Below are 24,803 nucleotides of genomic sequence, written 5' to 3' on the forward strand. Positions count from 1 at the left end.
TCACTATTCGATCTGATACATCCCCGTGCGGCGCGTCGCGTCGGCCCAGTAGGCGGTTTCCTTGTCCACGAAGCGGCCGAACTCCTGGGGCGTCATGGGTTCGACGGCCTCCAGGCCGAGCTGGGGCAGCTTGGCCACGATCTCGGGGTTTTGCAGCACGGCCCGCACGTCGGCGACGATGCGCGCCATGGTGGCGGGAGGCGTGGCCTTGGGCGCGAACATGCCGTACCAGGCGCGTCCCGGCAGCCCGGTCAGGCCCGAGCGGGAGGCCAGCGGCACGTCCGGCATGATGGTGGAAGGCGTGTCGCTGCTGGTGATCGCGATCGCCCGGACCCGGCCCGATTTCACCTGGGGCATGGCGCTGGGCAGGGCGTCGATCATCAGCTTGATCGAACCGCCGATCAGGTCCGTGAACGCCGGCGGGCTGCCTTTGTAGGGCACGTGGACGAGGTCCACGCCCGCCAGCTGCTTGAAGACTTCCATGCTGAGATGGCTGGTGGAGCCCGTGCCGGGCGAGCCGTAGCTGAATTTGCCGGGATTGGCCTTCAACTGGGCGATGACCTCGGACAGCGTGGTGGCCGGGAACTGCGCGTTCACCACCATGAGCATGTCGGTGCCGGCCAGCAGCGCGACGGGCTGGAAGTCGCGCCCCACGTCGTAGGGCAGGTGCTTGTACAGGTTGGGATTGATCACGACGGGGGAGTTGGAGGTGACCAGCAGGGTGTACCCGTCGCCCTCGGCCCGCGCCACTTCCTGCAGCGCGATGGAGCCGTTGGCGCCGGCGCGGTTCTCCACCACCACCGGCTGCCCCCATCTTTGCGCCAGCTTGTCGCCGATGGCGCGCGCGAGGATGTCCGACCCCTGTCCGGGCGGGAAGGGAATGATCACGCGTACCCGCTTGCTGGGGAACGCCTGGTCGGCAAGGGCGGGTTGGCTGGCCAGGCCTACGGCCAGGCAGAGCAGCAAAAGCAGTTTGTTCATGGGAAGGGTCTCCTCGGGAATAGTGCCATCGGTTGGCTTTTCTGTTTCCGAATTTTGATATATTGTTATAACAAACTCAAGATGTCCTTTTCCCACATCGTCCGGGGAGCTTCATGTCGCTACTTCACGGGTTCCGCATTCTTGCCGTCGAACAGTACGGCGCGGCGCCTTTCGGCACCCAGTTGCTGGCCGCGCTGGGGGCCGAAATCATCAAGGTCGAGCAGGCCGCGCAGGGGGGGGACGTGTCGCGGCTGGTCGGGCCGCATTTCCTCGCGGACCTGCCCGACGGCGCGCAAAGCCTGTTCTTCCAGAGCCTGAACCAGGGCAAGAAAAGCATCACGCTGAACCTCGCCCATCCCGAGGGGCGGGCGGTGTTCCGCAAGCTGGCCGCCACGGCCCACGGCGTCGTCGACAACCTGCGCGGCGACGTCGCGGGCAAGCTCGGCCTGACCTACGAGGACCTGAAGGACGTCAACCCGGCGGTGGTCTGTGCCCACATATCGGCCTATGGCCGGACCGGCGAGCGCGCGGCCTGGCCGGGCTACGACTACCTGATGCAGGCCGAGGCGGGCTATTTCTCGCTGACCGGCGAACCGGACACGGCGCCGTCGCGCATGGGCCTGTCGCTGGTCGACTACATGACCGGCGTGATGATGTCCGTGGGGCTGCTCAGCGGCATGCTGGAGGCCGCGCGCAGCGGCAGGGGATGCGACGTGGACACCAGCCTGTACGACGTCGCGCTGTTCAATCTCAACTACGTGGCGGCGTGGTACCTGAACGGCGCCGCCGAGACCGACCGCCAGCCCCGGTCCGGGCATCCCTCGCTCACGCCGTGCCAGCTCTATCGCACCGGCGACGGCTGGATCTACCTGATGTGCAACAAGGAAAAATTCTGGCGCAACCTGTGCGAGCGGGTCGGGCGGCCGGAATGGATCGCGGATGCGCGCTTCGTCGATTTCGCCGCCCGCGGCCGGCATCGTGAGGAACTGACCGGACTGCTGGACGAGGCACTGTCGGTCCGCACCACGGCCGAGTGGATGCGGCACTTCGCCGGCACGGTGCCCGCCGCGCCCGTGTGGTCCGTGGGGCAGGCGCTGGACGCGCCCCTGGCCGAAGGCCGCATCCGCCAGGTCGACCTGGCGGGCGGCGGCGCGCTGCGGGTGCTCGACAGCCCGCTGCGCACGTCCCGGCCGGCGGTGGCCGTCGGGCCCGCGCCGGCCATGGGCGCCGATACCCGCGAGCTGCTGGCCGGCATCGGGATCGACGAAGAGGAGCAAGGTAGACTAAGGACCCTTGGTGTTCTCTGACGTGTCGCCCCATGTTCCAGCGCAGTGCCGGTTCGCAGTACAAGCTGTTGGCCCAGACCCTGATCCGGCGGATCCGCGACGGCGAATATCCGCCCGGCACCCTGCTGCCGACCGAGAACGAACTGGGGCAGCAGTTCAACGTCAGCCGCATCACCGTGCGGGGGGCCTTGCGCGAACTGGAAGTGCAGGGGCTGGTCAGCCGCCGGCCCGGCATCGGGACCCGCGTGGAGTCGACGCAACCCTCGGGCAACTTCGTGCACGTGGGCAACACGGTGGACGACATCCTGCGCTTCACCCGCGGCTTTCGCTTCCATACCCTGAACATCCGCGAGGTCGACGGCGACGAGGGCTCGGCCCGCGCGCTGCGGCTGCCCGCCGGCCAGCGCTTCGTCAGGGTGACCGGCCTGCGCCAGGCCGAGGGCGCGCCGCCGGTCGTCTACAGCGAACACCACATTCCGCCGCTGTACGCGGACGCGCTCGAACAGCTGGACGGCTACCGGGCCTCGGTGGCCGAATGGCTGGCCGAGCGGCGCGGCGACCGGGTGTGCGAAATCCGCCAGGAGATCGATGCCGTCCGGCTGACCCGGGCCCAGGCCGATTTGCTGCAGACCCGCTTCAGTACGCCCACCCTGCGCACGCGCACCTGGTACTACGGCACCAAGAAAGACCTGATCGTCGCCTCGGTGGGGCTCTTCCCCGAAGGGCGGCACCTGTTCAGTACCGTGATGCGGCGCGAGCCGATCGGCTGATCCGATCGCGCGGGCCGCGACCTCGTCCCGGAGAGCCCGCGTGACCCACCCCGTCGTTCCTTCCACCTTCCTGTTCTGCCCCGGCAACCGGCCCGACCGCTACGACAAGGCGCTGCGCGGCGGCGCGCCGGGCGTCATCATCGATCTCGAGGACGCCGTGCCGCCGGCCGACAAGGCTGCCGCCCGGCGCGACGCGCTGGCCTGGCTGGCGGCGCTGCCGCCGGCCGGCCCGGGGGCGCCCGTGGTGGCCTTGCGGGTTTCTTCCCCGCAGACGCCCGCGGGTCTGGAGGACCTGTACGCGCTGGCCCATGCCGGCGCCTTGCCCACCCTGGACTTCGTGGCCGTTCCCAAGGCCGAGGACGCTTCCGAACTGCGCATGGTCCACACGCACGCGGCCGCGGCCAACCCCGCGCTGCGGCTGATGGCGCTGGTGGAGTCGGCGCAGGGCGTGCGCCGCGCGGCCGGCATCGCCGGCGCCGGGCCGTGGCTGGCGGCCATGGCCTTCGGCGCCGCCGACTTCAGCGCCGAGACCGGGGCGGACAACGCCTGGGACGCGCTGGCCTACGTGCGCGGCCGCCTGATGTTCGAGACCGCCGGCAGCGGCGTGCCCATGCTGGACGTGCCGCACATCGCCATCGACGACGACGCCGGGCTGCGCGTCGATTGCGAGCGGGCGCGCGCCATGGGCTTCCACGGCAAGCTCGCCATCCATCCGCGCCAGTGGCCCATCGTCGTCCAGGCCTTCGCGCCCGACCCGCGCCGGCTGGCGTGGGCCGGCGAGGTTGCCGCCGCGTACGAACGCGCCGGCCGCCGCGCCTGCGCGGTGGGGGCGACCATGGTGGACGAGCCCGTCTACCAGAGCGCCCTGCGCATCCTGCGGCGTGCCGCCGCCCCGACCCCATCCACCGTTGGAGACCGACATGCATAGCGCCTACTACCGCCTGGGCGACGACCTGTACGCCGAACGTTTCGGCCTGGGCTTCGAACACCTGTCCGCCGGCCAGCGTTTCGTCCATCGGCCGGGCATCACCTTCTCGCAGCAGGACAACGTGGCCGAGGCCCTGGATTCGATCAATTCCGCCATGGTCCACTACGACGACTGCTATGCCGGACTGACCGACTGGAAGCGGCCCCTGATGGTCAGCACGCTGACCTTGCAGCGGCTGATCGGCATGACGTCCAAGACCTTCGGCCGGCGCCGCCGCATCGTGTCCATGTCCAGCATCGCGCTGATCCGCCCCATGTTCGGCGGCGATACCCTGTATGTCGAGACCGAAGTCTTGGCGACCGAACCGGTGGACGCGCATCTGGGCCGTGCCAGCCTGCTTACGCGCGGCTACAACCAGCGCGGCGAGCAGGTAGCCGAACTGCGCTACGTGGCCGAGCTGTGGCATGGCGCGGCGGGGCCGGACGTGATCGCGGGCGCCTCGGCTTCGGACGAAGAGCGTTTCCTGTCGCATGCCCGGCGCGAGGACGGCGCCTGGGTCGAGCAGACGGGCCTGTTCTTCGAGGACCTGCGGCAGGGGGAAACCTTCGTCCACAGCCCCCGCAAGACCCTGCTGGCCGAGGAAGCCACGCTGCACGCGCTGCGCGCCATGGAGTGGCAGCCGCAAAGCCACGACCATGCCTTCGCGCAGGCGCTGGGGCTGGCCGCGCCGGTCGTGCCGCAGACCTGGGGCATAGGCGTGGCCGTGGCGCTGTCCACGCGCACCTTCGGCCGGGTCACCGTCAATCTGGGGTGGACCGACGTGGAGTTCGGCGCCGACCTGATGCCGGGGGACACGCTGGAGGCGCGCTCCATGGTCGAAGGCACGCGGCTGTCCGGTTCGCGGCCCGACCAGGGCGTGGTGACGGTGCTGACCGAGGCGCGCAACCAGCGGGGGGAGATGGTCAATCGCTACCGGCGCGCGCTGATGGTGTACCGGCGGGGGGCCAATCCTTATGCCAGGGCGGGGTACTGAACGGCGGGCATGCGCTCCTGTTTCGAAATTTCCGTTGTTAATTTGGCCTGGGAGCTTGCAGTCCCATACTGTTTTTTTATACAGTATCGGGCAGTGCCATAATTCGCCCATCAACCCAAGGATCCCAGAATGGACGACACCAAAGCTTCCAAGGCCGCAGCCGCTGCCCAGAACGAAAAGACCAAGGCCCTGGCCGCCGCGCTGTCCCAGATCGAAAAGCAGTTCGGCAAGGGCTCGGTCATGCGCTACGGCGACAACGAGGTCGAGCACGACATCCAGGTCGTCTCCACCGGTTCGCTCGGCCTGGACATCGCCCTGGGCGTGGGCGGCCTGCCGCGCGGCCGGGTCATCGAGATCTATGGCCCGGAATCGTCCGGCAAGACCACGCTCACGCTGCAGGTCGTGGCCGAAATGCAGAAGCTGGGCGGCGCCTGCGCCTTCATCGACGCCGAGCATGCGCTGGACGTCCAGTACGCCTCCAAGCTGGGCGTGAACCTGACCGATCTGCTGATCTCGCAGCCCGACACCGGCGAACAGGCGCTGGAAATCACCGACGCGCTGGTGCGCTCGGGCGCGGTCGACCTGATCGTCATCGACTCGGTCGCGGCGCTGGTGCCCAAGGCCGAAATCGAAGGCGAGATGGGCGATTCGCTGCCCGGCCTGCAGGCCCGCCTGATGAGCCAGGCGCTGCGCAAGCTGACCGCCTCGATCAAGCGCACCAACTGCATGGTCATCTTCATCAACCAGATCCGGATGAAGATCGGCGTCATGTTCGGCAACCCGGAAACCACCACCGGCGGCAACGCGCTGAAGTTCTACGCCTCGGTCCGCCTCGACATCCGCCGCACCGGCTCCATCAAGAAGGGCGACGAGGTCATCGGCAACGAGACCCGCGTCAAGGTCGTCAAGAACAAGGTGTCACCGCCGTTCAAGAGCGCGGAGTTCGACATCATGTACGGCGCCGGCATCTCGCGCGAAGGCGAGATCCTGGACCTGGGCGTGCAGGCAGGCATCGTCGAGAAGTCCGGTTCGTGGTTCAGCTATAACGGCGAACGCATCGGTCAGGGCAAGGACAACGCCCGCGAGTTCCTGAAGGAACGCGTGGAAATGGCCATCGAGATCGAGAACCGCGTGCGCGACAGCCTGGGCGTGGCCGCCCGGGTCGCCGGCGCCGGCAAAGTGACCGAAGCCGAGCTTGAAGACGAGTGACGACGGCAAGCCCGCCTCCGGACCTTCGCTGAAGGCCCGGGCGGTGGGCTATCTGTCCCGGCGCGAACACAGCCGCCTGGAGCTGGGCCGCAAGCTTGCCCGTTTCGGGGAAGAGGACGAAGTTCGCGCCGTGCTCGACAGCCTGGAGAAGGAAGGCTGGCTGTCCACCCAGCGCTATGCCCAGAGCGTGGTGCACCGGCTGGCCGCCAAGCAGGGCACCCTGCGCATCATGCATGAGTTGCGTCAGCATGGCGTGGCGGACACGCAGATCGCCGAACTGCGGGACACGCTCGAAACCACCGAGCTGGCCCGGGCGCGCGAGGTATGGCGCAAGCGTTTCGGCACCTTGCCCGCCGATGCCGGCCAGCGCGCCAAGCAGGTGCGTTTCCTGATGTCCCGGGGTTTCGGCCAAGCCACCATCAGGCAGGTGTTGCGAGGCGTCGATCTCGACGACCTGGACCAAGACTAGGCCGCTTCCCCGAACCCTCGTACACTTTCCGCATCCGTTTTCGCCGCGAGGCCGCCATGCGCGCATTGTTGTTGGCACTGTGCCTGAGTGTGTCCAGCCTGTGGGCCTGCGCCCAGCCCGCTCCCCAGGCGGGCGACGTGATCACGCTGGAAGGACGCATCGTGCTCAAGGGCAACGAGCCCTTCGTCGTGGCCGTGCTCGAGTCGGGCGACCGGCAATGGGACCTGCGCGGCCTGACCCGGCAGCAGATGCAGGACCTGCAATCCCGCACCGTCACGGTCACCGGCACGGTGGCTCGTCCCGCCGGCGAGGCGGGCGGCGGGATGCCTGCCCAGTTGCAGGTGCAGTCCATCCGCTAGCCTGTGTGCCATGGTATGTTGCGCAAAAGCTTCTTCTGCGGGGGCAAGATGAATCGCGATACCGTGGGTACCATCCGGACTCTGGCCGGGATCTCGTTGGCGACGCTGCTGGCCTCCTGTGGCGGCGGCGGGGGCGGCGAGGTTTCCGGATCGGGCGTGTTGTCGGTGGCGTGCAGCGGCGCGCAATGCGGCGCTTCCGACGCCCAGACCTACCGCGGCAGCGGCGTGGGCATCTGGCGCTACGACAATAGCGGTTCGAGTTCGGGCACGTCCGTGCCGATCACCCTCAATGGCGTCAGCGGCCGCACCGTCACCCTGGTCTTCAGCAACGTATCCGACCGCGATGCCGGCATGGCCTCGGTCAGCACGTCCGTCGCGGACCGGCCCGCCACCGCGTCGAAAATAGAGGCTCCATCCGATCCGGATCACCTGCCGGGCGTCAACCAGATCCCCGCGCACATCCGCGACTACCAGCCGCCGGTCGATCGCGCGTCCCAGCCGCAGGTCTCGGCGCGGCAAGGGCCCGCCGCGGCGGTGCGCGCCGCCGTCGAAGGCGATGTGCGGGAATGGCAGGACAGCGGCGGTACGCGGTTCCAGGCCACGCTGGCCCGCCGCTGGGCCGCTGCCGACGGGCGCTGGCTGAACATCTGGGTGCAGGACGGCGAGCGGTCCCCCGCGAAGGTGAGCGAGGCCCTGCTGGACAGCCTGAAGAGCCGGTTCTCGTCGAACCAGGATTCGGTCTATCCCATCGTGACCGATCTCGCGGGCGCGCCCTGGGGCGCCACCGTCGGCAGCGGCTACATCGGCCCCGACCAGGACCTGCACATCGTGATGTCCAACATCACGCCCGATGGCAAGGCCTGGGGCGTGATCGGCTATTTCTTCAGCGCCAATGCCTTCCTGAAGAGCTACGAGGGGCTCAGCAACGAAGCGGTGGTGCTGTTCCTGGACACCGAGACCATGTACCTGGGCGGCCAGGCCGGCCGGAACACCGGCTATACCACGCTGGCGCACGAGATGACCCACATGGTCAATTTCTACCAGCGCGCGGCGCGCACGGGCGTGAGTCCGGACAACCGCTTCGCGGTCTGGCTGGAAGAGACCACGGCACTGATGATGGAGGACCTGGCCTCGGGCCGGGTGGTGCCGGGCTTCAACCCGTTGCGGGATGGGGACTACGGCAACTGGCTTCATCAAAGCCAGAACTGCGATTACATCCGCGGCTGGGACGCCAGCGTGTCCTCCAACTGCTTCTCGTATCCCATCGCCGCGAACTACGGCGGCTACCTGCTGCGGCAATACGGCACGGATTTCTATCGCAGCCTGCTGCGCGGCACCTCGTCCACCGATTCGTTCACGCTGCTCGACCAGGCAGTCAGGCAGGCGGGCGGCGCGGGCGCGCGCCCGGCCTTGCGCGATTGGGGCGCGGCGCTGGCGCTGCTGCCCGCGTCGTCGCCGGCCGGGTTCGGCTATCCGCGCCGCGCGCAGGGCGGTTACGATCTGCCCGCCATCAACGGCCCCGATTACGCCTCGCTGCGCACGCTGCCGTCCAGTTCGCCGTCCACGCTCAAGGCCTCGGGCCATTTCCCGGTGGTGCGCCGGCCATCGGGCGCGTCGTACTCGGAAACCGTGGCGGTGCCGGCGGGTTCGGCCCTGACCGTCGTCGTCCAGTAGCTCAGGGCCCGGGGACCGCCTGGCGTTCGGCGCGGGGCGTCCGGATGCCGGTCAGGTTCCGGAAGGTCAGTTCGCGCGCGATGTCCAGGAAATTCAGGATGTAGGGCGCGTCTCCGTCCTCGACCCGCACGCCCGCGTACAGCGTGCGCCAGACGCCTTCCGCGCCCAGGCGGCAGGCATGCAGCAGACCTTGGTCCAGATATTCGGTCAACGCCCAGTTGGGGATGGCCGTCACGCCGCGGCCGCTGGCCACGAGCTGGATGATCATGGGCGTGAGCTCGGTGGTGCGGATGTCCGCGGGCTCCACGTCGGCGGGGTCCAGGAAGGCGGTGAAGATGTCCAGCCTGTCGCGTTCGACGGGGTAGGTGATCAGCGTCTGCTGCGCCAGTTGCGCCGCCTCCAGGGTCTTGAACGCCGCCAGCGGGCTGTTGCGCGCCACCGCCAGCACCAGCTCGTAGCGGAACAGCGGCACGTAGCGGACCGCGTCCAGGCGGATGGGGTCGGACGTGATCACCAGGTCCAGGTCGCCGCGCACCAGCGCCGGCAGCGGCGCGAAGGAAAAGGCCGCGGACAGGTCCAGGACGACCTCGGGCCATTGTTCGCGGAACACGTCCAGCGCCGGCATCAGCCATTGGAAGCACGAATGGCATTCGATGGCCAGGTGCAGGCGGCCGGTGCGTCCCGCCGCCAGGCGTCCCAGTTCCCGCTCGGCGGCGCGCATGCGAGGCAGGACGTCGTCGGCCAGGGCCAGCACGCGCAGGCCGGCGGTGGTGAAGCGCAGCGGGCGCGTGCGCCGGTTGAGCAACTGCGTGCCCAGGCGTTCTTCCAGGTCGCGCAACTGGTGCGACAGCGCCGACTGCGTGACGTGCAGGCGCTCGGACGCTTCGACCAGGCTGCCGCCTTCGCGTATGGCGACCAGCGTCTCGAGGTGGCGGATGTCTATCATGTCGCCATCATAGCTTGAAAAAAATTCATAATAGCTATGTAGAACTTGATTTTGATTCAAGCATTCCGCCTTGCACAATGCCGTGTTTCATCGGATAGAGTCGGACGCGACACGGACATGGCTACTTTGCACAACCTGGGCTTTCCCCGCATCGGCGTGCGCCGCGAACTCAAGCGCGCCCTGGAAAGCTATTGGGCCGGGCTGTCCACGCAGGAAGCCCTGGAGCAGGCGGGACGCGAGCTGCGCGCCCGGCACTGGGCCGTCCAGGCTGCGTCCGGGGCCGAGCTGGTGCCGGTGGGCGACTTCGCCTGGTATGACCACATGCTGGAGTGGTCCGCCACGCTGGGCGCGGTTCCCGTGCGCTTCGGCCAGGCCGCCGGCGCTCCCGTGGCGCTGGACACCGTGTTCCGGATGGCCCGGGGCAGCGCGCCGGGCGGCGGCCCGGCCGCGGCCTGCGAGATGACCAAGTGGTTCGATACGAACTACCACTATCTCGTGCCGGAACTGCACCCGGGGCAGCAGTTCCGCATCGCCCGCGACACCTTGTTCGAACAAGTGGGCGAGGCGCAGGCGCTGGGCCATGCGGCCAAACCCGTCATTCCCGGTCCGCTGACCTGGCTGTGGCTGGGCAAGGGCGAGGCCTACCGGGGCGCGGGCGATGCGGGCAAGCTGGCGCTGCTGGCGGCCCTGTTGCCCGTCTATGAAGAAGTGCTGGCGCGGCTGGCCGGCCTGGGCGCGCGCTGGGTGCAGATCGACGAGCCCATCCTGGCGCTGGATCTGCCCGCCGCCTGGCGCGAGGCCTTCGCCGCGGTGTACGAGCGGCTGGCCGGCGCGCCGGTGTCCATCTTGCTGGCCACGTATTTCGGCGCGCTGGACGACAACCTGCCGGTGGTCCGGGCGTTGCCCGTGGCCGGGCTGCACGTCGACCTGGCGCGCGCGCCGGAGCAACTGGCGGCCGTGGCCGGCGGGCTGCGGCCCGGCCAGGTGTTGTCGGCCGGCGTGATCGACGGCCGCAACGTCTGGCGCGCCGACCTGGACGCCTGGCGTGCGCGGCTGGCTCCGTATGCCGCCACGCTGGGCGAGCGTCTGTGGCTGGCGCCGTCGTGCTCCCTGCTGCATGTGCCGGTGGACCTGTCTGCCGAGGACCAGCTGGATGACGAACTCAAGAGCTGGCTGAGCTTCGCCCGCCAGAAGCTGGACGAGTTGTCGCTGCTGGCCCGGGCCCTCGAACTGGGCGAGGCCGCGGACAGTGTGGCCGGGGTGGCCGATGCGCTGGCCGTGCAGCGCCGCGCGCTGCGCACGCGCGCCGAGTCGCGGCGCATCCACCTGCCGGCGGTCCAGAGCGCGCTGCGCGAGGCCGGCGGACTGGCTCGTGGCCGTCCGCCCTTCGCGCAGCGCAGCGCCGCCCAGCAGGCGCGGCTGCGGCTGCCGGCGTTTCCCACCACCACCATCGGTTCGTTCCCCCAGACCCCGGAGATCCGGGCGCTGCGCCGCGACTGGCGGGCCGGATCGCTGGGCGACGCCGCCTACGAAAAGGCCATCCGCAAGGAGATCGCCGACAGCATCGCCTTCCAGGAGCGGGTGGGGCTGGACGTGCTGGTGCACGGCGAGGCCGAGCGCAACGACATGGTCGAGTACTTCGGCGAACTGCTGGCGGGCTTCGCCTTCACGCAGAACGGCTGGGTGCAGAGCTACGGCTCGCGCTGCGTGAAGCCGCCCGTCCTGTTCGGCGACATCGCGCGTCCGGTGCCCATGACGGTCGGTTGGACGGCGTACGCCCAGTCGCTGACCGATCGGCCCGTGAAGGGCATGCTGACGGGGCCGGTGACGCTGCTTCAATGGTCTTTCGTGCGCGACGACCAGCCGCGCAGCACCACCTGCCGGCAACTGGCGCTGGCGCTGCGCGGCGAGGCGCTGGACCTGGAGGCGGCCGGCATAGGCGTGATCCAGATCGACGAGCCGGCCTTGCGCGAAGGGTTGCCTCTACGGCGGGCGCAGTGGGCCGGCTACCTGGGCTGGGCGGTCGACAGCTTCCGGCTCTGCACGACCGGCGTGCGCGACGACACCCAGATCCATACCCACATGTGCTATTCCGAGTTCAACGACATCATCGAATCCATCGCGGCGATGGACGCGGACGTCATCACCATCGAGACCTCGCGCTCGAACATGGAACTGCTCGGGGCCTTCGAGGATTTCCGCTACCCGAACGACATCGGTCCGGGCGTGTACGACATCCATTCGCCCAACGTGCCCGAGGTCGAAGGGATGGTCGGGCTGGTTCGCCGGGCGGCCGCGCGCCTGCCCGGCGGGCGCCTGTGGGTCAATCCCGACTGCGGCCTGAAGACCCGGGCCTGGCCCGAGGCCGAGGCGGCGCTGCTGAAAATGGTGGCGGCGGCGCGGGTGCTCCGGCAGGGCCGCCCCGCCGCGGCATAGGGAAGGGCCCGCGGGCGGGGGTGCTATACTCTCTGGGTTTTATCGCCCGCCCATTGCCTCCCGGCCGCGCCCGGAACCCGCCGGCGCCCCCGATGCAATCGGCACCTTAGCGCATGCCCGTAACCGCCAATCGCCTCGCTATGCGACAGCCCGCGACTTTGCTCGTCCAGAGCACAGGTCCGTGGGCTTTTGTTTGCCCGGCCGCGGCTACGCCTGGGCTATCCCCATCCGTATCCAGGCGCATGACCCGTCATGGCGCTGGTCTTTTCCAACCGATCATTCAACGTCTACCCGACAGCGAAGGCTCCGCATGAAAATCCACGAGTATCAGGGCAAAGAGCTTCTGAATAAATTTGGCGTCACCGTTCCGCGCGGCATCCCCGTGTTCTCGGTGGACGAGGCCGTCAAGGCTGCTGAACAACTGGGCGGCCCGGTGTGGGTCGTCAAGGCCCAGATCCATGCGGGCGGCCGCGGCAAGGGCGGCGGCGTCAAGCTCGGCCGTTCCATCGAGGAAGTGCGCACGCTGGCCGGCCAGATCCTGGGCATGCAGCTGATCACGCACCAGACCGGCCCGGAAGGCCAGAAGGTCCGCCGCCTGCTGATCGAGGAAGGCGCCGACATCAAGAAGGAACTGTACGTCGGCATCGTGACCGACCGCAGCTCGCAGCGCGTCTGCGTGATGGCCTCGAGCGAAGGCGGCATGGAGATCGAAGAGGTCGCCCACGCCACCCCCGAGAAGATCCTGAAGGTGTTCGTCGACCCCGCCAAGGGCCTGACCACCGACGAAGCCTCGCAACTGGCCCGCGGCATCGGCGTTCCCGAAGGTTCGATCGCCGATGCGGCCGATCAGATCCAGAAGCTGTACACCTGCTACGTCGAGACCGACGCCGACCTGGCCGAGATCAACCCCCTGATCGTCACCGGCTCGGGCAAGATCATCGCCCTGGACGCCAAGTTCAACTTCGATTCGAACGCGCTGTTCCGCCACCCCGAGATCGTGGCCTACCGCGACACCGATGAAGAAGACCCCGCCGAAATCGAAGCCAGCCAGTTCGGCCTGGCCTACATCCAGCTCGACGGCAACATCGGCTGCCTGGTGAACGGCGCCGGCCTGGCCATGGCCACCATGGACACCATCAAGCTGTTCGGCGGCGAGCCGGCCAACTTCCTGGACGTCGGCGGTGGCGCCACGGCCGAGAAGGTGACCGAAGCCTTCAAGATCATGCTGAAGAACCCCGGCCTGAAGGCCATCCTGGTGAACATTTTCGGCGGCATCATGCGCTGCGACGTCATCGCCGAAGGCGTGATCGCCGCGTGCAAGGCCGTCAGCCTGAGCGTGCCGCTGGTCGTGCGCATGAAGGGTACCAACGAGGAGCTCGGCAAGAAGATGCTGGCCGATTCCGGTCTGCCCATCATCAGCGCCGACACCATGGCCGAAGCCGCCACCAAGGTCGTGGCCGCGGCCAAGTAAGCGCACGAGCGCACAGCACAGGATATTAAGGACTCGAAATGTCGATTCTGATCAACAAAGATACCAAGGTCATCACGCAGGGGATCACCGGCAAGACCGGGCAATTCCACACCCGCATGTGCCGCGAGTACGCCAACGGCAAGAACTGCTTCGTGGCCGGCGTGAACCCCAAGAAGGCCGGCGAGGACTTCGAAGGCGTGCCCATCTACGCCAACGTTTCCGAAGCCAAGGCCGCCACCGGCGCCAACGTGTCGGTCATCTACGTGCCGCCCGCGGGCGCCGCCGCCGCCATCTGGGAAGCCGTCGAGGCCGACCTGGATCTGGCCATCTGCATCACCGAGGGCATTCCCGTCCGCGACATGCTGGAAGTCCGCAACCGCATGCGCGCCGAAAACAAGCGCACGCTGCTGCTCGGACCCAACTGCCCCGGCCTGATCACCCCCGACGAAATCAAGATCGGCATCATGCCCGGCCACATCCACCGCAAGGGCCGCATCGGCATCGTCAGCCGCTCGGGCACGCTGACGTATGAAGCCGTGGGCCAGGTCACGGAATTGGGCCTGGGCCAGTCGAGCGCCGTCGGCATCGGTGGCGATCCCATCAACGGCCTCAAGCACATCGACGTGCTGAAGATGTTCAATGACGATCCCGACACCGACGCCGTCATCATGATCGGCGAAATCGGCGGCCCGGACGAAGTGAACGCCGCCCAGTGGGCCAAGGACAACATGAAGAAGCCGGTGGTCGGTTTCATCGCGGGCGTGACGGCTCCGGCCGGCAAGCGCATGGGCCACGCCGGCGCGCTGATCTCGGGCGGCGCCGACACGGCCGAAGCCAAGCTGGAGATCATGGAAGCTTGCGGCATCAAAACGACCAAGAACCCGTCCGAGATGGGCAAGCTGCTCAAGTCCGTGCTGTAAGTAAAAAGAGAGACGGGCGCGATTGACTATCGCGCCCGTCGCCATTTCAGGAGAAAAGCGTGGAATTTGGCTCAGCCGCCTTTGTACTGGCTCTCATTCAAATCATCTGGGTGAACATCCTGTTGTCGGGGGACAACGCGGTGGTCATCGCGCTGGCGGCTCGTTCGCTGCCGGCCCATCAACAAAAGAAAGCAATCGTGATCGGCTCTGCGGCCGCCATCGTGATGCGTATCATCCTGACGCTGGTTGCGGCCCAGTTGCTGCAGCTGCCCTGGTTGAAACTGATCGGCTCGCTGCTGTTGCTGTACATCGGTATTTCTCTGTTGCTGCCGGAAGGTGAAGAGGACGAAGGCAAGCTGGCCAAGGACGGCCTGATGGCCGCCATCCGCACCATCCTGATCGCCGACCTGGTCATGAGCCTGGACAACGTGATCGCCGTGGCGGCTGCCGCCATGGGCAATACCGTGCTCCTGGTCCTGGGCCTGGCCATCAGCATCCCGCTGGTGATCTTCGGCAGCACGCTGCTGCTGAAAGTCATCGAACGCTTCCCGCTCATCGTCTGGCTGGGTGCCGCCCTGCTGGGGTTCATCGCCGGCGAGCTGTTCGTCAACGATCCCGCGCTGCACACCGAGGCCGTCGAGGCGTCCATGGGGCTGAGCCATCATGGCGCCGAGATCGCCGCCGGCGTGATCGGAGCCGTCATCGTGCTGGTGGTGGGCAAGGTGCTGATGTCGCGGCGCCGCTCCGGCGACCAGCCTGCTTGAGGGCCGGCAACGCATAGTCGTGGTAAGTCGGCTTGGCATTCGTGTGCCAGGCCGGTCTCGTCTTCGCGGGGGTGTTTCCGGGCATGCGGGTGCCTGGAAATACCTTCCCATAAGGCGTGGTGAATTCGAAAAACAAGGAAGAACCTATCTTCCGTACAGGAAGATTCGCTCGTCCGGATCTGGCTTAGGGAGCTACACGTGCTTGAATTTTTCCAGACGCTCAGCTGGGCGGCAGTATTTCAAATCATCCTGATCGACATCCTGCTGGGCGGGGACAACGCGGTGGTCATCGCGCTGGCCTGCCGCAACCTGCCCGCCAAGCGGCGGATGCAGGGCATTCTGTGGGGGACGGCGGGCGCCATCGTGCTGCGCGTCGTGCTGATCGCCTTCGCGGTCACGATGCTGCAGATCCCGTTCCTGAAGATCGTGGGCGGCGTGCTGCTGTTCTGGATCGGCATCAAGCTGCTGGTGCCCGAGGATGAGTCGCACGACAACATCGAGGGCGGCGCCACGCTGCTGGGCGCGATCAAGACCATCATCGTGGCCGACTTCGTCATGAGCCTGGACAACGTCATCGCCATTGCCGGCGCGGCCCAGCAGGCGGACGAGTCCCACCAGATCGGCCTGGTCATCTTCGGCCTGCTGGTCAGCGTGCCCATCATCATCTGGGGCAGCACCCTGGTCCTGAAGCTGATCGACCGCTTCCCCGTCGTGGTGACGCTGGGCGGCGCGCTGCTGGGGTGGATCGCCGGCGGCATGCTGGCGACCGACGTCGCGGTCCAGTCCCATGTGATCCAGCCCAGCTCGCTGGCGGCCTACAACACGCAGATCACCTATGCCGCGGAAATCCTGGGCGCGCTGATCGTCGTCGGGGTGGGGATGTGGTTGGCCCGCCGCAAGAGGGCGCAGCAGCCGGCCAGCCAGGCCTGATCGGAGCGCGGGGCCGCGAGGCCCGGCACGGCACGCCCTGCTTCGGCAGGGCGTTGTCGCTTGTGGGGCGTCATTCGTCGAAGGGCCGCTTGCCCAGCGCGTCGACGACATGGTCGACGAAGGCCGTGATGCGCGAGGCCAGGGCGGTATTCCGGTAGTAGACCGCGTTGATCGCCTGGCGCATGTCCAGCGTCTGCCCGGGAAACAGGGGCACCAGCCGCGCCTGACGGCGATCGTCGCCCGTCATGAAATCCGACAGGCAGACGATGCCCAGGCCCGCCAGGGCCATCTGCCGCAGCGTTTCTCCGCTGGACGAGGCGATCGTGGGCCGGATGCGCAGGATGTCTCCGTCGGCGTCGCGCAGCGGCCAGTCGTTCAAGGTCTCGGGCTGGGTGAAGCCCAGCAGGGTGTGGTGCCCGAGTCGACCCGGATCGGCCGGCGAACCATGGCGCTCCAGGTAGGCGGGACTGGCGAGCACGCGCAGGCGGCTGGTGCCCACGGGGCGCGCGTGCAGGGTGGAGTCCTTCAAGGCGCCGATGCGGAAGGCCACGTCGGTGCGTTTCTCGATGAGATCCACGATGCCTTCGTTCGAGTTCAGTTCCAGTTCCACCTTGGGGTAGCGGGTACGAAAACCGTCCAGCAGCGGCACGAGGACGTGCAGCATGAACGGCGTGGATGCATCGACCCGCAGCCGTCCGGCCGGATGCAGGCGCCGGGCCGCCATCTGCTCCTCGGCCTCGTCGACAGAGGCCAGGATGGCGCGCGCATGCTGCAGGAAGGTCGAGCCTTCCTCGGTCAGTTCCAGCCGCCGGGTGGTGCGGCGCAGCAAGGTGGTCTGGAGCTTTTCCTCCAGCCGGCCCAGGCTGCGGCTGGTGGCGGAGATGGTCAGTCCGAGCACCTCCGAGGCCGCCGTGATCGAGCCCATGTCCACGACAGCCACGAAGGCCTGCAATTCGTCCAGCGTGGTCTTCATTGTTGAAGTTAAGTCAAATGAGATTGGCCGATATAGGGCTTAATCCGCAAATATAAACCCCGCACACTGGCTCCATCCACAGAAAACCGTTCCAGGATGGCCGTCATGTCTCCCGCTCTCAACGACTCCAAGCCCGGTGTGGCTCCGGTGAAGTCCACCGCCGCCCTGTTCGCGCTGGCCATAGGCGCGTTCGCCATCGGCACGACCGAGTTCACCCCCATGGGCCTGCTGCCCGTGATCGCCGATGGGGTGCGGGTCGACATACCCACCGCCGGCATGTTGGTGTCGGCCTACGCCGTCGGCGTCATGGTCGGCGCGCCGGTGATGACGCTGCTGTTCAGCCGCTTCGGCAAGCGTGCCGCGCTGATGCTGCTGATGCTGATCTTCACCGCCGGCAATCTGCTGTCGGCGTTCGCGCCGGGCTACGCGACCCTGCTCCTGTCTCGCCTCGTCACCAGCCTCAACCACGGCGCCTTCTTCGGCATCGGGGCGGTGGTGGCGGCCAGCGTCGTGCCCAGGGAAAAACAGGCCAGCGCGATTGCGGCGATGTTCATGGGGCTGACCGTGGCCAATATCGGCGGCGTGCCGGCGGCGACCTGGATCGGACAGCAGGTGGGATGGCGCGTTGCCTTCGGCGGAACCGCCGCGCTGGGCCTCGTCACCATCGCCGCGCTGTGGCTGGCCCTGCCCAAGGGCGAGCCCGGCACGCGGCCGGATGTGCGCCGCGAACTGGCCGTGCTCACGCGTCCCGAGGTCCTGCTGGCCATGGGCACCACCGTGCTGGGCGCGGGCGCGATGTTCGCGCTTTACACCTACGTGGCGCCCGTGCTGGCCGACATCACGCATGCCAGCCCCGGCTTCGTGGCGTTCGCGCTGGTGCTGATCGGCGTCGGTTTCACGCTGGGCAATACCCTGGGCGGCCGCCTGGCGGATTGGTCGGTCGACGGCGCGACCACGATCATCCTGGCCGCGCTCGCCATCATCATGGCCGTTCTGCCGCTGGTCCTGACGTCTCATGCCGGCGCGGCCATCGGTCTCGTGGTGTGGGGCGCGGCCGCCTTCGGCATCGTGCCGCCGGTGCAGATGCGCGTCATGCAGGCGGCGGCCCAGGCGCCCGGGCTGGCTTCGTCCGTCAATGTCGGCGCCTTCAATCTGGGCAACGCGCTGGGCGCGGCCCTGGGTAGCGTGGTCATCGGCCAGGGGCTGGGCTATGCCGCGGTACCGGTGGCGGGCGCGACGCTGGCCGCCGGCGGCCTCGCGCTGGTCTGGCTGGGCCGTGCCGGCCGGCGCAGGGCGCCGGTGTGCGGGTAAGGCAGGAATTCCCGCCTGAAACAGGCTAACCTATGGCCCCTGTGTTTCTTATTGCCGTGCCTGCGGGGCAGGCGCCAGAGGATGGAATGAAGAGCTTGCAGAAAGGGTTGACGCTGATGCAGATGCTGGTGCTGATCGGCGCCGTCGGCGTGGCGATCGCGGTCGCGGTGTCCTACCTGCGTTGAATCCCGGGGCTACCGTTCGCGGTAGCCCAGTGCCTGCGACAACTCCCGCGCCGCCCGCACGACGGCGGGGATCACGGTCCCGGCCACGACCTCGTCGGTAAAGGTGTAGATCATCGAGGTCGCGTTCAGTCCCGCCACCACTTCTCCCTGGGCGTTCAGGACCGGCGCGGCGATCGAACGCACGCCGCGGTGGAATTCCTCGTCGTTGTAGACGTAGCCGCGTTCGCGCGCGGTATCCAGCAGCGCGCGGAAGGCTGCGGGGTCCACCGTGGATTTTTCGGTCAGGGCGGGTATGGGCGCGCCGTCCAGGATGCGGGCGATGTCCGCCCGGGGCTTGTAGGCCAGCAGGATCCGTCCGATCGAGGACGAGTGCGGCGGCATGCGCGAACCGACGTGGATGTCGATCGAGGTCGGCAGCGGGATGCGGGCCTGCGCCACGTAGACCAGCTCGTCGCGGTCCAGGATGGCCATGTGCACGGAAGCGCCGACCTCGGTGCGCAGCCGGTTCATGATCGGCTGCGCCAGTTCGACCAGCGGCAGGCGGTTCAGATAGGCGAAGCCGAGCTTCATCGCATGCGCGGTCAGGCGGTAGCGCCGGCCGACTTCCTCGCGTTCCAGGAAACCCAGCTTCTCCAGCGTATGCACGAAGCGGTAAGGCTTGCTGCGGCTCCAGCCCAGGCGCTGCGCGAGTTCGGTCAAGGTCAGCGAGGGCTGTTCGCAATCGAAGGCTTCGAGCACGGACAGGCCCTGGGCAAGCGCGTCGACCCAGTAGGGATCCTTGCGAGGAGCGGAAGCGTTGTCGGGCGTGTCGTCGCCGTCGTCGGTGGCCGGCAGCTGGGGTTCGGTCATAGGGGCGGATAGGACGGGGCGCAAGGCGAAGCGCCTTGCGCCCGGTCATTTTATAGTCTGCGCAGCCCTATCCGGTCGATCAACAGCTTTTCCTTCTGCATGGTGTCCGCGGCGAAGCGGGTGAACTGCTCGCTGCTCAGGTAGGCGGGCTCGAGATCGTACTGCTTGAGCGCGGCGCGGTAGTTGTCCATCTCCATGGACTGCTTGAAGGCGTCGTGCAGGATGCGGACCACGCCCGGATCGGTGTCGCGCGGGGCCGCCAGCCCGAAGGGGGCGTTCTGCACGATGTCGTAGCCGAGTTCCTTGAGCGTGGGCGCCGCCGAGAAGCGCGCGCTGCGGGTTTCGCCGCCGGTGGCGAGCAGGCGCAATTGCCCCGACTCGACGTACTGCGCCCAACTGGGGCCGTCGGCGAGCGACATGATGTGGCCGCCCAGCAGCGCGGCCAGCGCCTCGGCGCCGCCCTTGTAGGGCACGTGGTTGAACTTCACGCCGGCCTGGAAGGCCAGGTCTTCCATGGTCAGGTGGGGCGAGGACAGCGTGCCCGGCGTGCCGTAGGTCATGGTGCCGGGATTGGCCTTGGCGTAGGCGATGTAGTCCGCCACCGTCCTGATGGGCGAGGAGGCCGGCACCACGAGGCCGAAGGGGTAGGCCGCCAGGCCGATGATGTATTTCAGGTCCTTGAGCGGATCCCAGGCGGTCTTGACCAGATAGGGCGTGCGGAACACCGATACCGCGATCTGCGCGATGGTGTAGCCGTCGGGCGCGGTGGCCTGCATCATCTGGGCGGGAATCACCATCCCGGCACCCGGCTTGTTCTCGACCACGACGGGCTGTTTCAGGATGGCGGCCGCGTTCTGCGCCAGGACGCGGAACGCCACGTCGGTGGCGCCGCCGGGCGCGAAGCCGACCAGCATGCGGATGGGGCGCGAGGGAAAGCCGGGCTGGGCGCGCGTGGCCGGGGCCGCGCCGGCGCCCGCCGCCGCGATCATGGTGCCGAGGAAATGTCGTCTTTGCATGGAAGGACTCCGCTGGAAAGGGAAGGGTTCAGTGCGCCCGCGCGGGCAGGGGTTCGGTCCAGGCGTCGTAGCCATAGACCCAGTCGGCGTTCGTGTCCGAGCGCAGCCAGTCGTTCTGCAGCGAACCGCGCTGGATGCGGCTGGCGCGTTCCAGCCGGGCCTGTTCGTAGCGCAGCAGGGCGGCGGGCACGTCGTCCCCGGCCTCGCCCAGGCAGCGGCTCAGCACCGCGGCGTCCTCCAGGCCCATGGCGGCGCCCTGGGCCATGAAGGGCAGCATGGCGTGGCAGGCGTCGCCCAGCAGGGTGACGCGGCCATGGGTCCAGCGCGCCATGGGGTCGCGCGCATAGAGCGCGGTCTTGAGGACGACGTCGCAGCCTTCCAGGATGGCGAGCGCTTCCTCGTGAAAGCCCGCGTACGCGCGCAGCAGTTCGTCCTTGTGTCCCTGGATGGACCAGGACTCGTGGGTCCATTCGGTCTCGGGCACCGTGGCGAACACGAACAGCTCGCGCTGGCCGCGGTCGATCAGGAAGGTGAAGATCTGGCTGGAGGCATCCGGCCCCCACCACTTGGTGGTGGGGGTCAGGTCGTAGCGGGCGAGCGGGGCGGTGGGCACGATGGAGCGGAACGCGACCTTGCCCGTGAAGCGGGGGGCTTCGGGGCCGGCGATGGCCTCGCGCACCACCGAATGGATGCCGTCGCAGCCGACCACGGCACGCGCCGCCACCCGCGATCCATCGGCCAGGTCCAGCCAGGCGTGGCGCTCGTCCTGGCCGACGCAGGCCACCTTGGCGCCCAGGCGGACCGAGCCGGCGGGCAGAGCTGTTTCCAGCGCCGACAGCAGGTCGGCCCGGTGGATGGTGAGCTGCGGCGCGCCGTAGCGCCGTTCGCCCTGGGCGTGCAATTCCAGCCGCGAGGTTTCCTGGCCGCTGTCCCACAGCCGGCTGACCCGGCAGGTGGGTTCGTAGGCGGTGGCGCGCAGCACCGCGCCCACGCCCAGCCCGTCCAGCACCTTCACCGCGTTGGGCGTCAGGTTGATGCCCGCGCCCACGCGGCCGAACCGGGGCGCCTGTTCGTAGACGCCCACCTTGTATCCCGCGCGATGCAGGGCGATGGCGGCGGCCATGCCGCCTATGCCCGCCCCGATGATCGCGATGTCGACTTCCGTCATGCTTCCATCCTGATTGTTTCGTATAAGAAAACTGTTTTCGAATATAAAACTTGAGGGCAAAGGGAAGCAATAGGGGATGCCACGAGGTCGAGGACGAACGCGTGCGCCGGGCAGGCGGCGGCACGTCGGGAACGAGGGGAAGGAGGCGGCCGGCCAGGGGACCCTGGCCGGCATGGGAAGGAGGCGGACCGGGGTGGGGGTCCGCCCGGCCGCCGGGGGTCAGCCGGTGTTGCGCAGGCCGGCGGCGATGCCGTTGATGGTCAGGTGGATGCCGTTCTGGGTCCGGCCGGCCGGATCCGCCTTGGCGCGGCCCGCCTTGCCGCGGGTGGCGCGGTAGCGGCGGATCAGTTCGATCTGCACGTGGTTGAGCGGATCGATGTAGGCGATGCGGTCGCGGATCGAGCGCGCCAGCGAAGGGTTGTCGGCCAGCAGCTGGCGTTGGCCGGTGATCAGCTTCAGCGCGCTCATGGTGCGCTTCCATTCGTCGCTGATCGCGCCGAAGATGCGCTTGCGCAGCGCGGTGTCCGGCACCAGCTGGGCGTAGCGCGAGGCGATGACCAGGTCGGTCTTGGCCAGCACCATTTCCATGTTGGACAGCAGCGTGCGGAAGAACGGCCAGTCGCGCGCCATGGCCTGCAGGTGTTCGACGCGCTCGCGCCGGGTGCCTTCGCCGTGGCGCAGGTAGTCGTCGATGGCCGCGCCCATGCCGTACCAGCCCGGCAGCAGCAGCCGGCACTGGCCCCACGAGAAGCCCCAGGGAATGGCGCGCAGGTCCTCGATGCGTCCGGTGGACTTGCGCGAGGCCGGGCGCGAACCGATGTTCAGGCCGGCGATCTCGGAGATCGGCGTCGAGGCGAAGAAGTAGTCGGCGAACCCCGGCGTCTCGTAGACCAGGGCCCGGTAGCTGCGCATGGCGGTGGCCGACAGACGGTCCATGGTCTGTCCGTAGCTGGCGAACAGCGCGTCCTCGGCCGAGGCGCTTTCGGTGTGGTCGGCCAGGCTGGCCTCCAGCGTGGCCGCGGTCAGCAGTTCGAGATGCCAGCGGCCGATGTCGGCGTCCTTGTATTTGCTCTGGATGACTTCGCCCTGTTCGGTCAGCCGGATCTGGCCGGCCACGGTGCCCGGCGGCTGGGCCAGGATGGCGTCGAAGCTCGAGCCGCCGCCCCGGCCCACGGTGCCGCCGCGGCCGTGGAACAGGCGCAGCCTGACCTTGCGGGCGCGAAAGACCTCGACCAGCGCGCGCTCGGCCTGGTACAGCGACCAGTTCGACGTCAGGAAACCGCCGTCCTTGTTGCTGTCGGAATAGCCCAGCATGACTTCCTGCACGCCGCGCTGGGCATGGCGCACGCGCGCCTTGACCTCGGGCAGGTCGAGGAACTGCGCCATGATGGCGGGGCCGTTGGCCAGGTCGGGAATGGTCTCGAACAGCGGCACCACCATCAGCCCTTCGCCGTCGGCGGGAACGTGGCCGCCGGTGGAGCCGCCGCCCGGCGCGATCAGGCCGGTTTCCTGTTGCAGCACCAGCACTTCCAGCAGGTCGCTGACCGTTTCCGTGTGCGACACGATGGCGTGGTGCACGGCTTGCGCGCCCAGGCGCTGGCGGGCGCTGGCGGCGGCCCGGAAGATTTCCAGCTCGCGCGTCGTCTCCTCGCTGTAGCGCAGCCAGGGCGAGACCAGCGGGCGGACTTCCTTCAGCTCGCGCCGCAACAGTTCGATGCGGGCGGCCTCGTCCAGGCTGGCGTAGTCGGCTTCGACGCCGGCGCGCGCGAACAGCTCGGCCACCGTGCGTTCATGCACGTCGGAGCTCTGGCGCAGGTCGATCGTGGCCAGGTGAAAGCCGAACACGTCCACCGCCTGGCGCAGCGCCGACAGGCGCAGCCGGGCGATGGGCGAGGCGTGGTGGCCGTTGAGCGAATCGGCGATCACCGCCAGGTCGGCGGCGAATTCGGCAGGCTCGGCATAGGGCTGGGCGGGCGGGGCTTCGCGGCGGGCCAGGTCGCGGCCGGTCAGCGCGCGCGCCGATGCCGCCAGGCGGGCGTAGATGCCGACCAGGGCGCGCCGGTAGGGCTCGTCGCGGCGATGCTCGGAAAGATCGCCGCCTTGTTCGGCCAGCGCGGTCAGCGCGTGCGAGGCCGGCGTCAGCAGCGCGCTCAGGGACAGCTCGGCGCCCAGCGCGTGGGTTTCGTCCAGGTAGTACTCGAAGGCCGTGGTGCTCTGGCGCAGCAGCGCCAGGTTCAGCGTCTCGGCATCGACGTTGGGGTTGCCGTCGCGGTCGCCGCCTATCCAGCTGCCCATGCGCAGGAAGGACTTGAGCGGCGTGGGGTGGGGGCCGAACGGATCGGCCGGCTCGCGGCCCAGCAGGCGCGAAAGATGGCCGTACAGCTGCGGGATGACGGACAGGAAGGTGCTGCGGTAGTAGGACAGCGCATTCTCGATCTCGTCGGCCACGGTCAGCCGGGAGTTGCGCAACATGCGCGTCTGCCACAGCGTGGTGATGCGGCCCAGCAGCGCCAGGGTCTGTTCGAAGGATTCGTCCGTGGTGCGCGGGTCGTCGCGTTCCTGCAGCAGGTGGGCGATTTCCTTGTGCACGTCCAGCGTGCTCTTGCGCTGTACCTCGGTGGGGTGGGCCGTCAGGACCGGAGAGATCAGCGTTTCGTCCAGCAACTGGCGCATGCGCGCGTTGCCGATGCCGGCCGCCCGCAGCCGGGCCACGGCGTCCTGCAGGCTGCCGCGCGCGGGGGCGTCCTGCTGCAGCAGGGTGGCGCGGCGGCGCCGGTTCTGGTCGCGGTCCTCGGCGATGTTGGCCAGGTGCAGGTAGTAGGTGAAGGCCCGGACCACGGAGTTGGTCTCGTCGGCCGCCAGCAGCTTCAGGCGTTTTTCCAGCGCGCGGCCGTCGGTGGCGTTGCCGTCGCGGCGAAAGCGCACCGCCGTGCGGCGCACGGTCTCGATGGTGTCGAAGACGCCCGCGCCTTCGCTGGCGCGGATCACGTCGCCCAGGAGGCGGCCCAGCAGTCGGATGTCGTTGCGAAGAGGTAGGTCGGGGTCTTGAAGCGATGGGGTCATGGAGCGTCGCGCGAGTTGTCGTTGGAGTCGGCTGCTGCAAATGCCTTGGAGACGGCCCGGGG

At 68.3% G+C, this 24,803-nt stretch carries 21 protein-coding genes; 14 read left to right on the forward strand and 7 right to left on the reverse strand.

The features are described from left to right. Nucleotides 1–3 precede the first annotated feature (3 nt). Nucleotides 4–981, reverse strand: coding sequence for a Bug family tripartite tricarboxylate transporter substrate binding protein (locus EV675_RS24525; RefSeq protein ID WP_130360914.1), 978 nt, complete (start codon nucleotides 979–981; stop codon nucleotides 4–6). 113 nt (nucleotides 982–1,094) lie between these two features. Here EV675_RS24525 and EV675_RS24530 point away from each other — a divergent pair, with 113 nt between their 5' ends. The 8 genes from EV675_RS24530 (at nucleotide 1,095) to EV675_RS24565 (ending at nucleotide 8,709) form a co-directional block, all read left to right on the forward strand. Continuing rightward, nucleotides 1,095–2,288, forward strand: coding sequence for a CaiB/BaiF CoA transferase family protein (locus EV675_RS24530; protein ID WP_130360916.1), 1,194 nt, complete (start codon nucleotides 1,095–1,097; stop codon nucleotides 2,286–2,288). Between the two features lie 11 nt (nucleotides 2,289–2,299). Further along, entirely contained in the window at nucleotides 2,300–3,037 is a 738-nt protein-coding gene (locus tag EV675_RS24535) for a GntR family transcriptional regulator (RefSeq protein ID WP_130360918.1), read from the forward strand. Between the two features lie 40 nt (nucleotides 3,038–3,077). Next, entirely contained in the window at nucleotides 3,078–3,965 is an 888-nt protein-coding gene (locus EV675_RS24540; RefSeq protein ID WP_165404758.1) for an HpcH/HpaI aldolase/citrate lyase family protein, read from the forward strand. Then, entirely contained in the window at nucleotides 3,958–4,998 is a 1,041-nt protein-coding gene (locus tag EV675_RS24545) for a hotdog family protein (RefSeq protein WP_130360922.1), read from the forward strand. The genes EV675_RS24540 and EV675_RS24545 overlap by 8 nt, the downstream gene beginning before the upstream one ends. Before the next feature lie 129 nt (nucleotides 4,999–5,127). Then, nucleotides 5,128–6,207 (forward strand): recombinase RecA, encoded by a 1,080-nt coding sequence (gene recA, locus EV675_RS24550; RefSeq protein ID WP_124690659.1) that lies wholly within the window; start codon nucleotides 5,128–5,130, stop codon nucleotides 6,205–6,207. Continuing rightward, entirely contained in the window at nucleotides 6,194–6,676 is a 483-nt protein-coding gene (recX, locus tag EV675_RS24555; RefSeq protein WP_130360924.1) for a recombination regulator RecX, read from the forward strand. Before recA ends, recX begins: the two co-directional genes overlap by 14 nt. 56 nt (nucleotides 6,677–6,732) lie before the next feature. Beyond that, on the forward strand, nucleotides 6,733–7,035 hold the full coding sequence (locus EV675_RS24560) for a hypothetical protein (protein WP_130360926.1): 303 nt from the start codon (nucleotides 6,733–6,735) through the stop codon (nucleotides 7,033–7,035). A gap of 48 nt (nucleotides 7,036–7,083) precedes the next feature. Next, nucleotides 7,084–8,709 (forward strand): M30 family zinc metallopeptidase, encoded by a 1,626-nt coding sequence (locus EV675_RS24565; protein ID WP_165404759.1) that lies wholly within the window; start codon nucleotides 7,084–7,086, stop codon nucleotides 8,707–8,709. A gap of 1 nt (nucleotide 8,710) precedes the next feature. Here the strand turns inward: EV675_RS24565 and EV675_RS24570 are convergent, their stop codons facing one another. After that, nucleotides 8,711–9,655, reverse strand: a complete 945-nt coding sequence (locus tag EV675_RS24570) for a LysR family transcriptional regulator (protein WP_130360930.1) — start codon at nucleotides 9,653–9,655, stop codon at nucleotides 8,711–8,713. Nucleotides 9,656–9,772: 117 nt separating this feature from the next. On the opposite strand from EV675_RS24570, the gene metE reads away from it, so the two are divergent. From metE to EV675_RS24595, 5 genes are all read left to right on the forward strand, one after another. After that, entirely contained in the window at nucleotides 9,773–12,091 is a 2,319-nt protein-coding gene (metE, locus tag EV675_RS24575) for a 5-methyltetrahydropteroyltriglutamate--homocysteine S-methyltransferase (protein ID WP_130360932.1), read from the forward strand. 310 nt (nucleotides 12,092–12,401) lie between these two features. After that, nucleotides 12,402–13,562, forward strand: coding sequence for an ADP-forming succinate--CoA ligase subunit beta (sucC, locus tag EV675_RS24580; RefSeq protein WP_130360934.1), 1,161 nt, complete (start codon nucleotides 12,402–12,404; stop codon nucleotides 13,560–13,562). Between the two features lie 38 nt (nucleotides 13,563–13,600). Continuing rightward, complete coding sequence (gene sucD, locus EV675_RS24585; RefSeq protein WP_124690652.1) at nucleotides 13,601–14,482, forward strand: succinate--CoA ligase subunit alpha; 882 nt, start codon at nucleotides 13,601–13,603, stop codon at nucleotides 14,480–14,482. A 59-nt stretch (nucleotides 14,483–14,541) separates the two neighbouring features. Beyond that, complete coding sequence (locus EV675_RS24590; RefSeq protein WP_130360936.1) at nucleotides 14,542–15,246, forward strand: TerC family protein; 705 nt, start codon at nucleotides 14,542–14,544, stop codon at nucleotides 15,244–15,246. A 198-nt stretch (nucleotides 15,247–15,444) separates the two neighbouring features. Then, the gene (locus EV675_RS24595) at nucleotides 15,445–16,176 is read left to right on the forward strand and encodes a TerC family protein (protein WP_130360938.1); all 732 of its coding nucleotides are present in this window, start codon (nucleotides 15,445–15,447) and stop codon (nucleotides 16,174–16,176) included. A 70-nt stretch (nucleotides 16,177–16,246) separates the two neighbouring features. Here EV675_RS24595 and EV675_RS24600 read toward each other — a convergent pair whose 3' ends face one another. Beyond that, a complete protein-coding gene (locus EV675_RS24600; RefSeq protein WP_130360940.1) occupies nucleotides 16,247–17,149 on the reverse strand; it encodes a LysR family transcriptional regulator in 903 nt (300 codons plus the stop codon). A 147-nt stretch (nucleotides 17,150–17,296) separates the two neighbouring features. On the opposite strand from EV675_RS24600, the gene EV675_RS24605 reads away from it, so the two are divergent. Then, on the forward strand, nucleotides 17,297–18,460 hold the full coding sequence (locus EV675_RS24605; protein ID WP_130361922.1) for an MFS transporter: 1,164 nt from the start codon (nucleotides 17,297–17,299) through the stop codon (nucleotides 18,458–18,460). A 194-nt stretch (nucleotides 18,461–18,654) separates the two neighbouring features. Here the strand turns inward: EV675_RS24605 and EV675_RS24610 are convergent, their stop codons facing one another. The 4 genes from EV675_RS24610 to ppc all read right to left on the reverse strand — a co-directional run bounded on the left by EV675_RS24610 (nucleotide 18,655) and on the right by ppc (nucleotide 24,741). Continuing rightward, nucleotides 18,655–19,494, reverse strand: coding sequence for an IclR family transcriptional regulator (locus EV675_RS24610; protein ID WP_130360942.1), 840 nt, complete (start codon nucleotides 19,492–19,494; stop codon nucleotides 18,655–18,657). Nucleotides 19,495–19,544: 50 nt separating this feature from the next. After that, the gene (locus EV675_RS24615) at nucleotides 19,545–20,510 is read right to left on the reverse strand and encodes a tripartite tricarboxylate transporter substrate binding protein (protein WP_130360944.1); all 966 of its coding nucleotides are present in this window, start codon (nucleotides 20,508–20,510) and stop codon (nucleotides 19,545–19,547) included. 28 nt (nucleotides 20,511–20,538) lie between these two features. Next, nucleotides 20,539–21,678 carry an FAD-dependent monooxygenase gene (locus EV675_RS24620; RefSeq protein WP_130360946.1) on the reverse strand — a complete coding sequence of 380 codons (1,140 nt, stop codon included), beginning with the start codon at nucleotides 21,676–21,678 and terminating at the stop codon, nucleotides 20,539–20,541. A 219-nt stretch (nucleotides 21,679–21,897) separates the two neighbouring features. Next, entirely contained in the window at nucleotides 21,898–24,741 is a 2,844-nt protein-coding gene (ppc, locus tag EV675_RS24625) for a phosphoenolpyruvate carboxylase (protein WP_165404760.1), read from the reverse strand. Nucleotides 24,742–24,803: the final 62 nt, after the last annotated feature.

It is taken from the genome of Pigmentiphaga kullae, assembly GCF_004216695.1.
Classification (GTDB): Bacteria; Pseudomonadota; Gammaproteobacteria; order Burkholderiales; family Burkholderiaceae_B; genus Pigmentiphaga; species Pigmentiphaga kullae.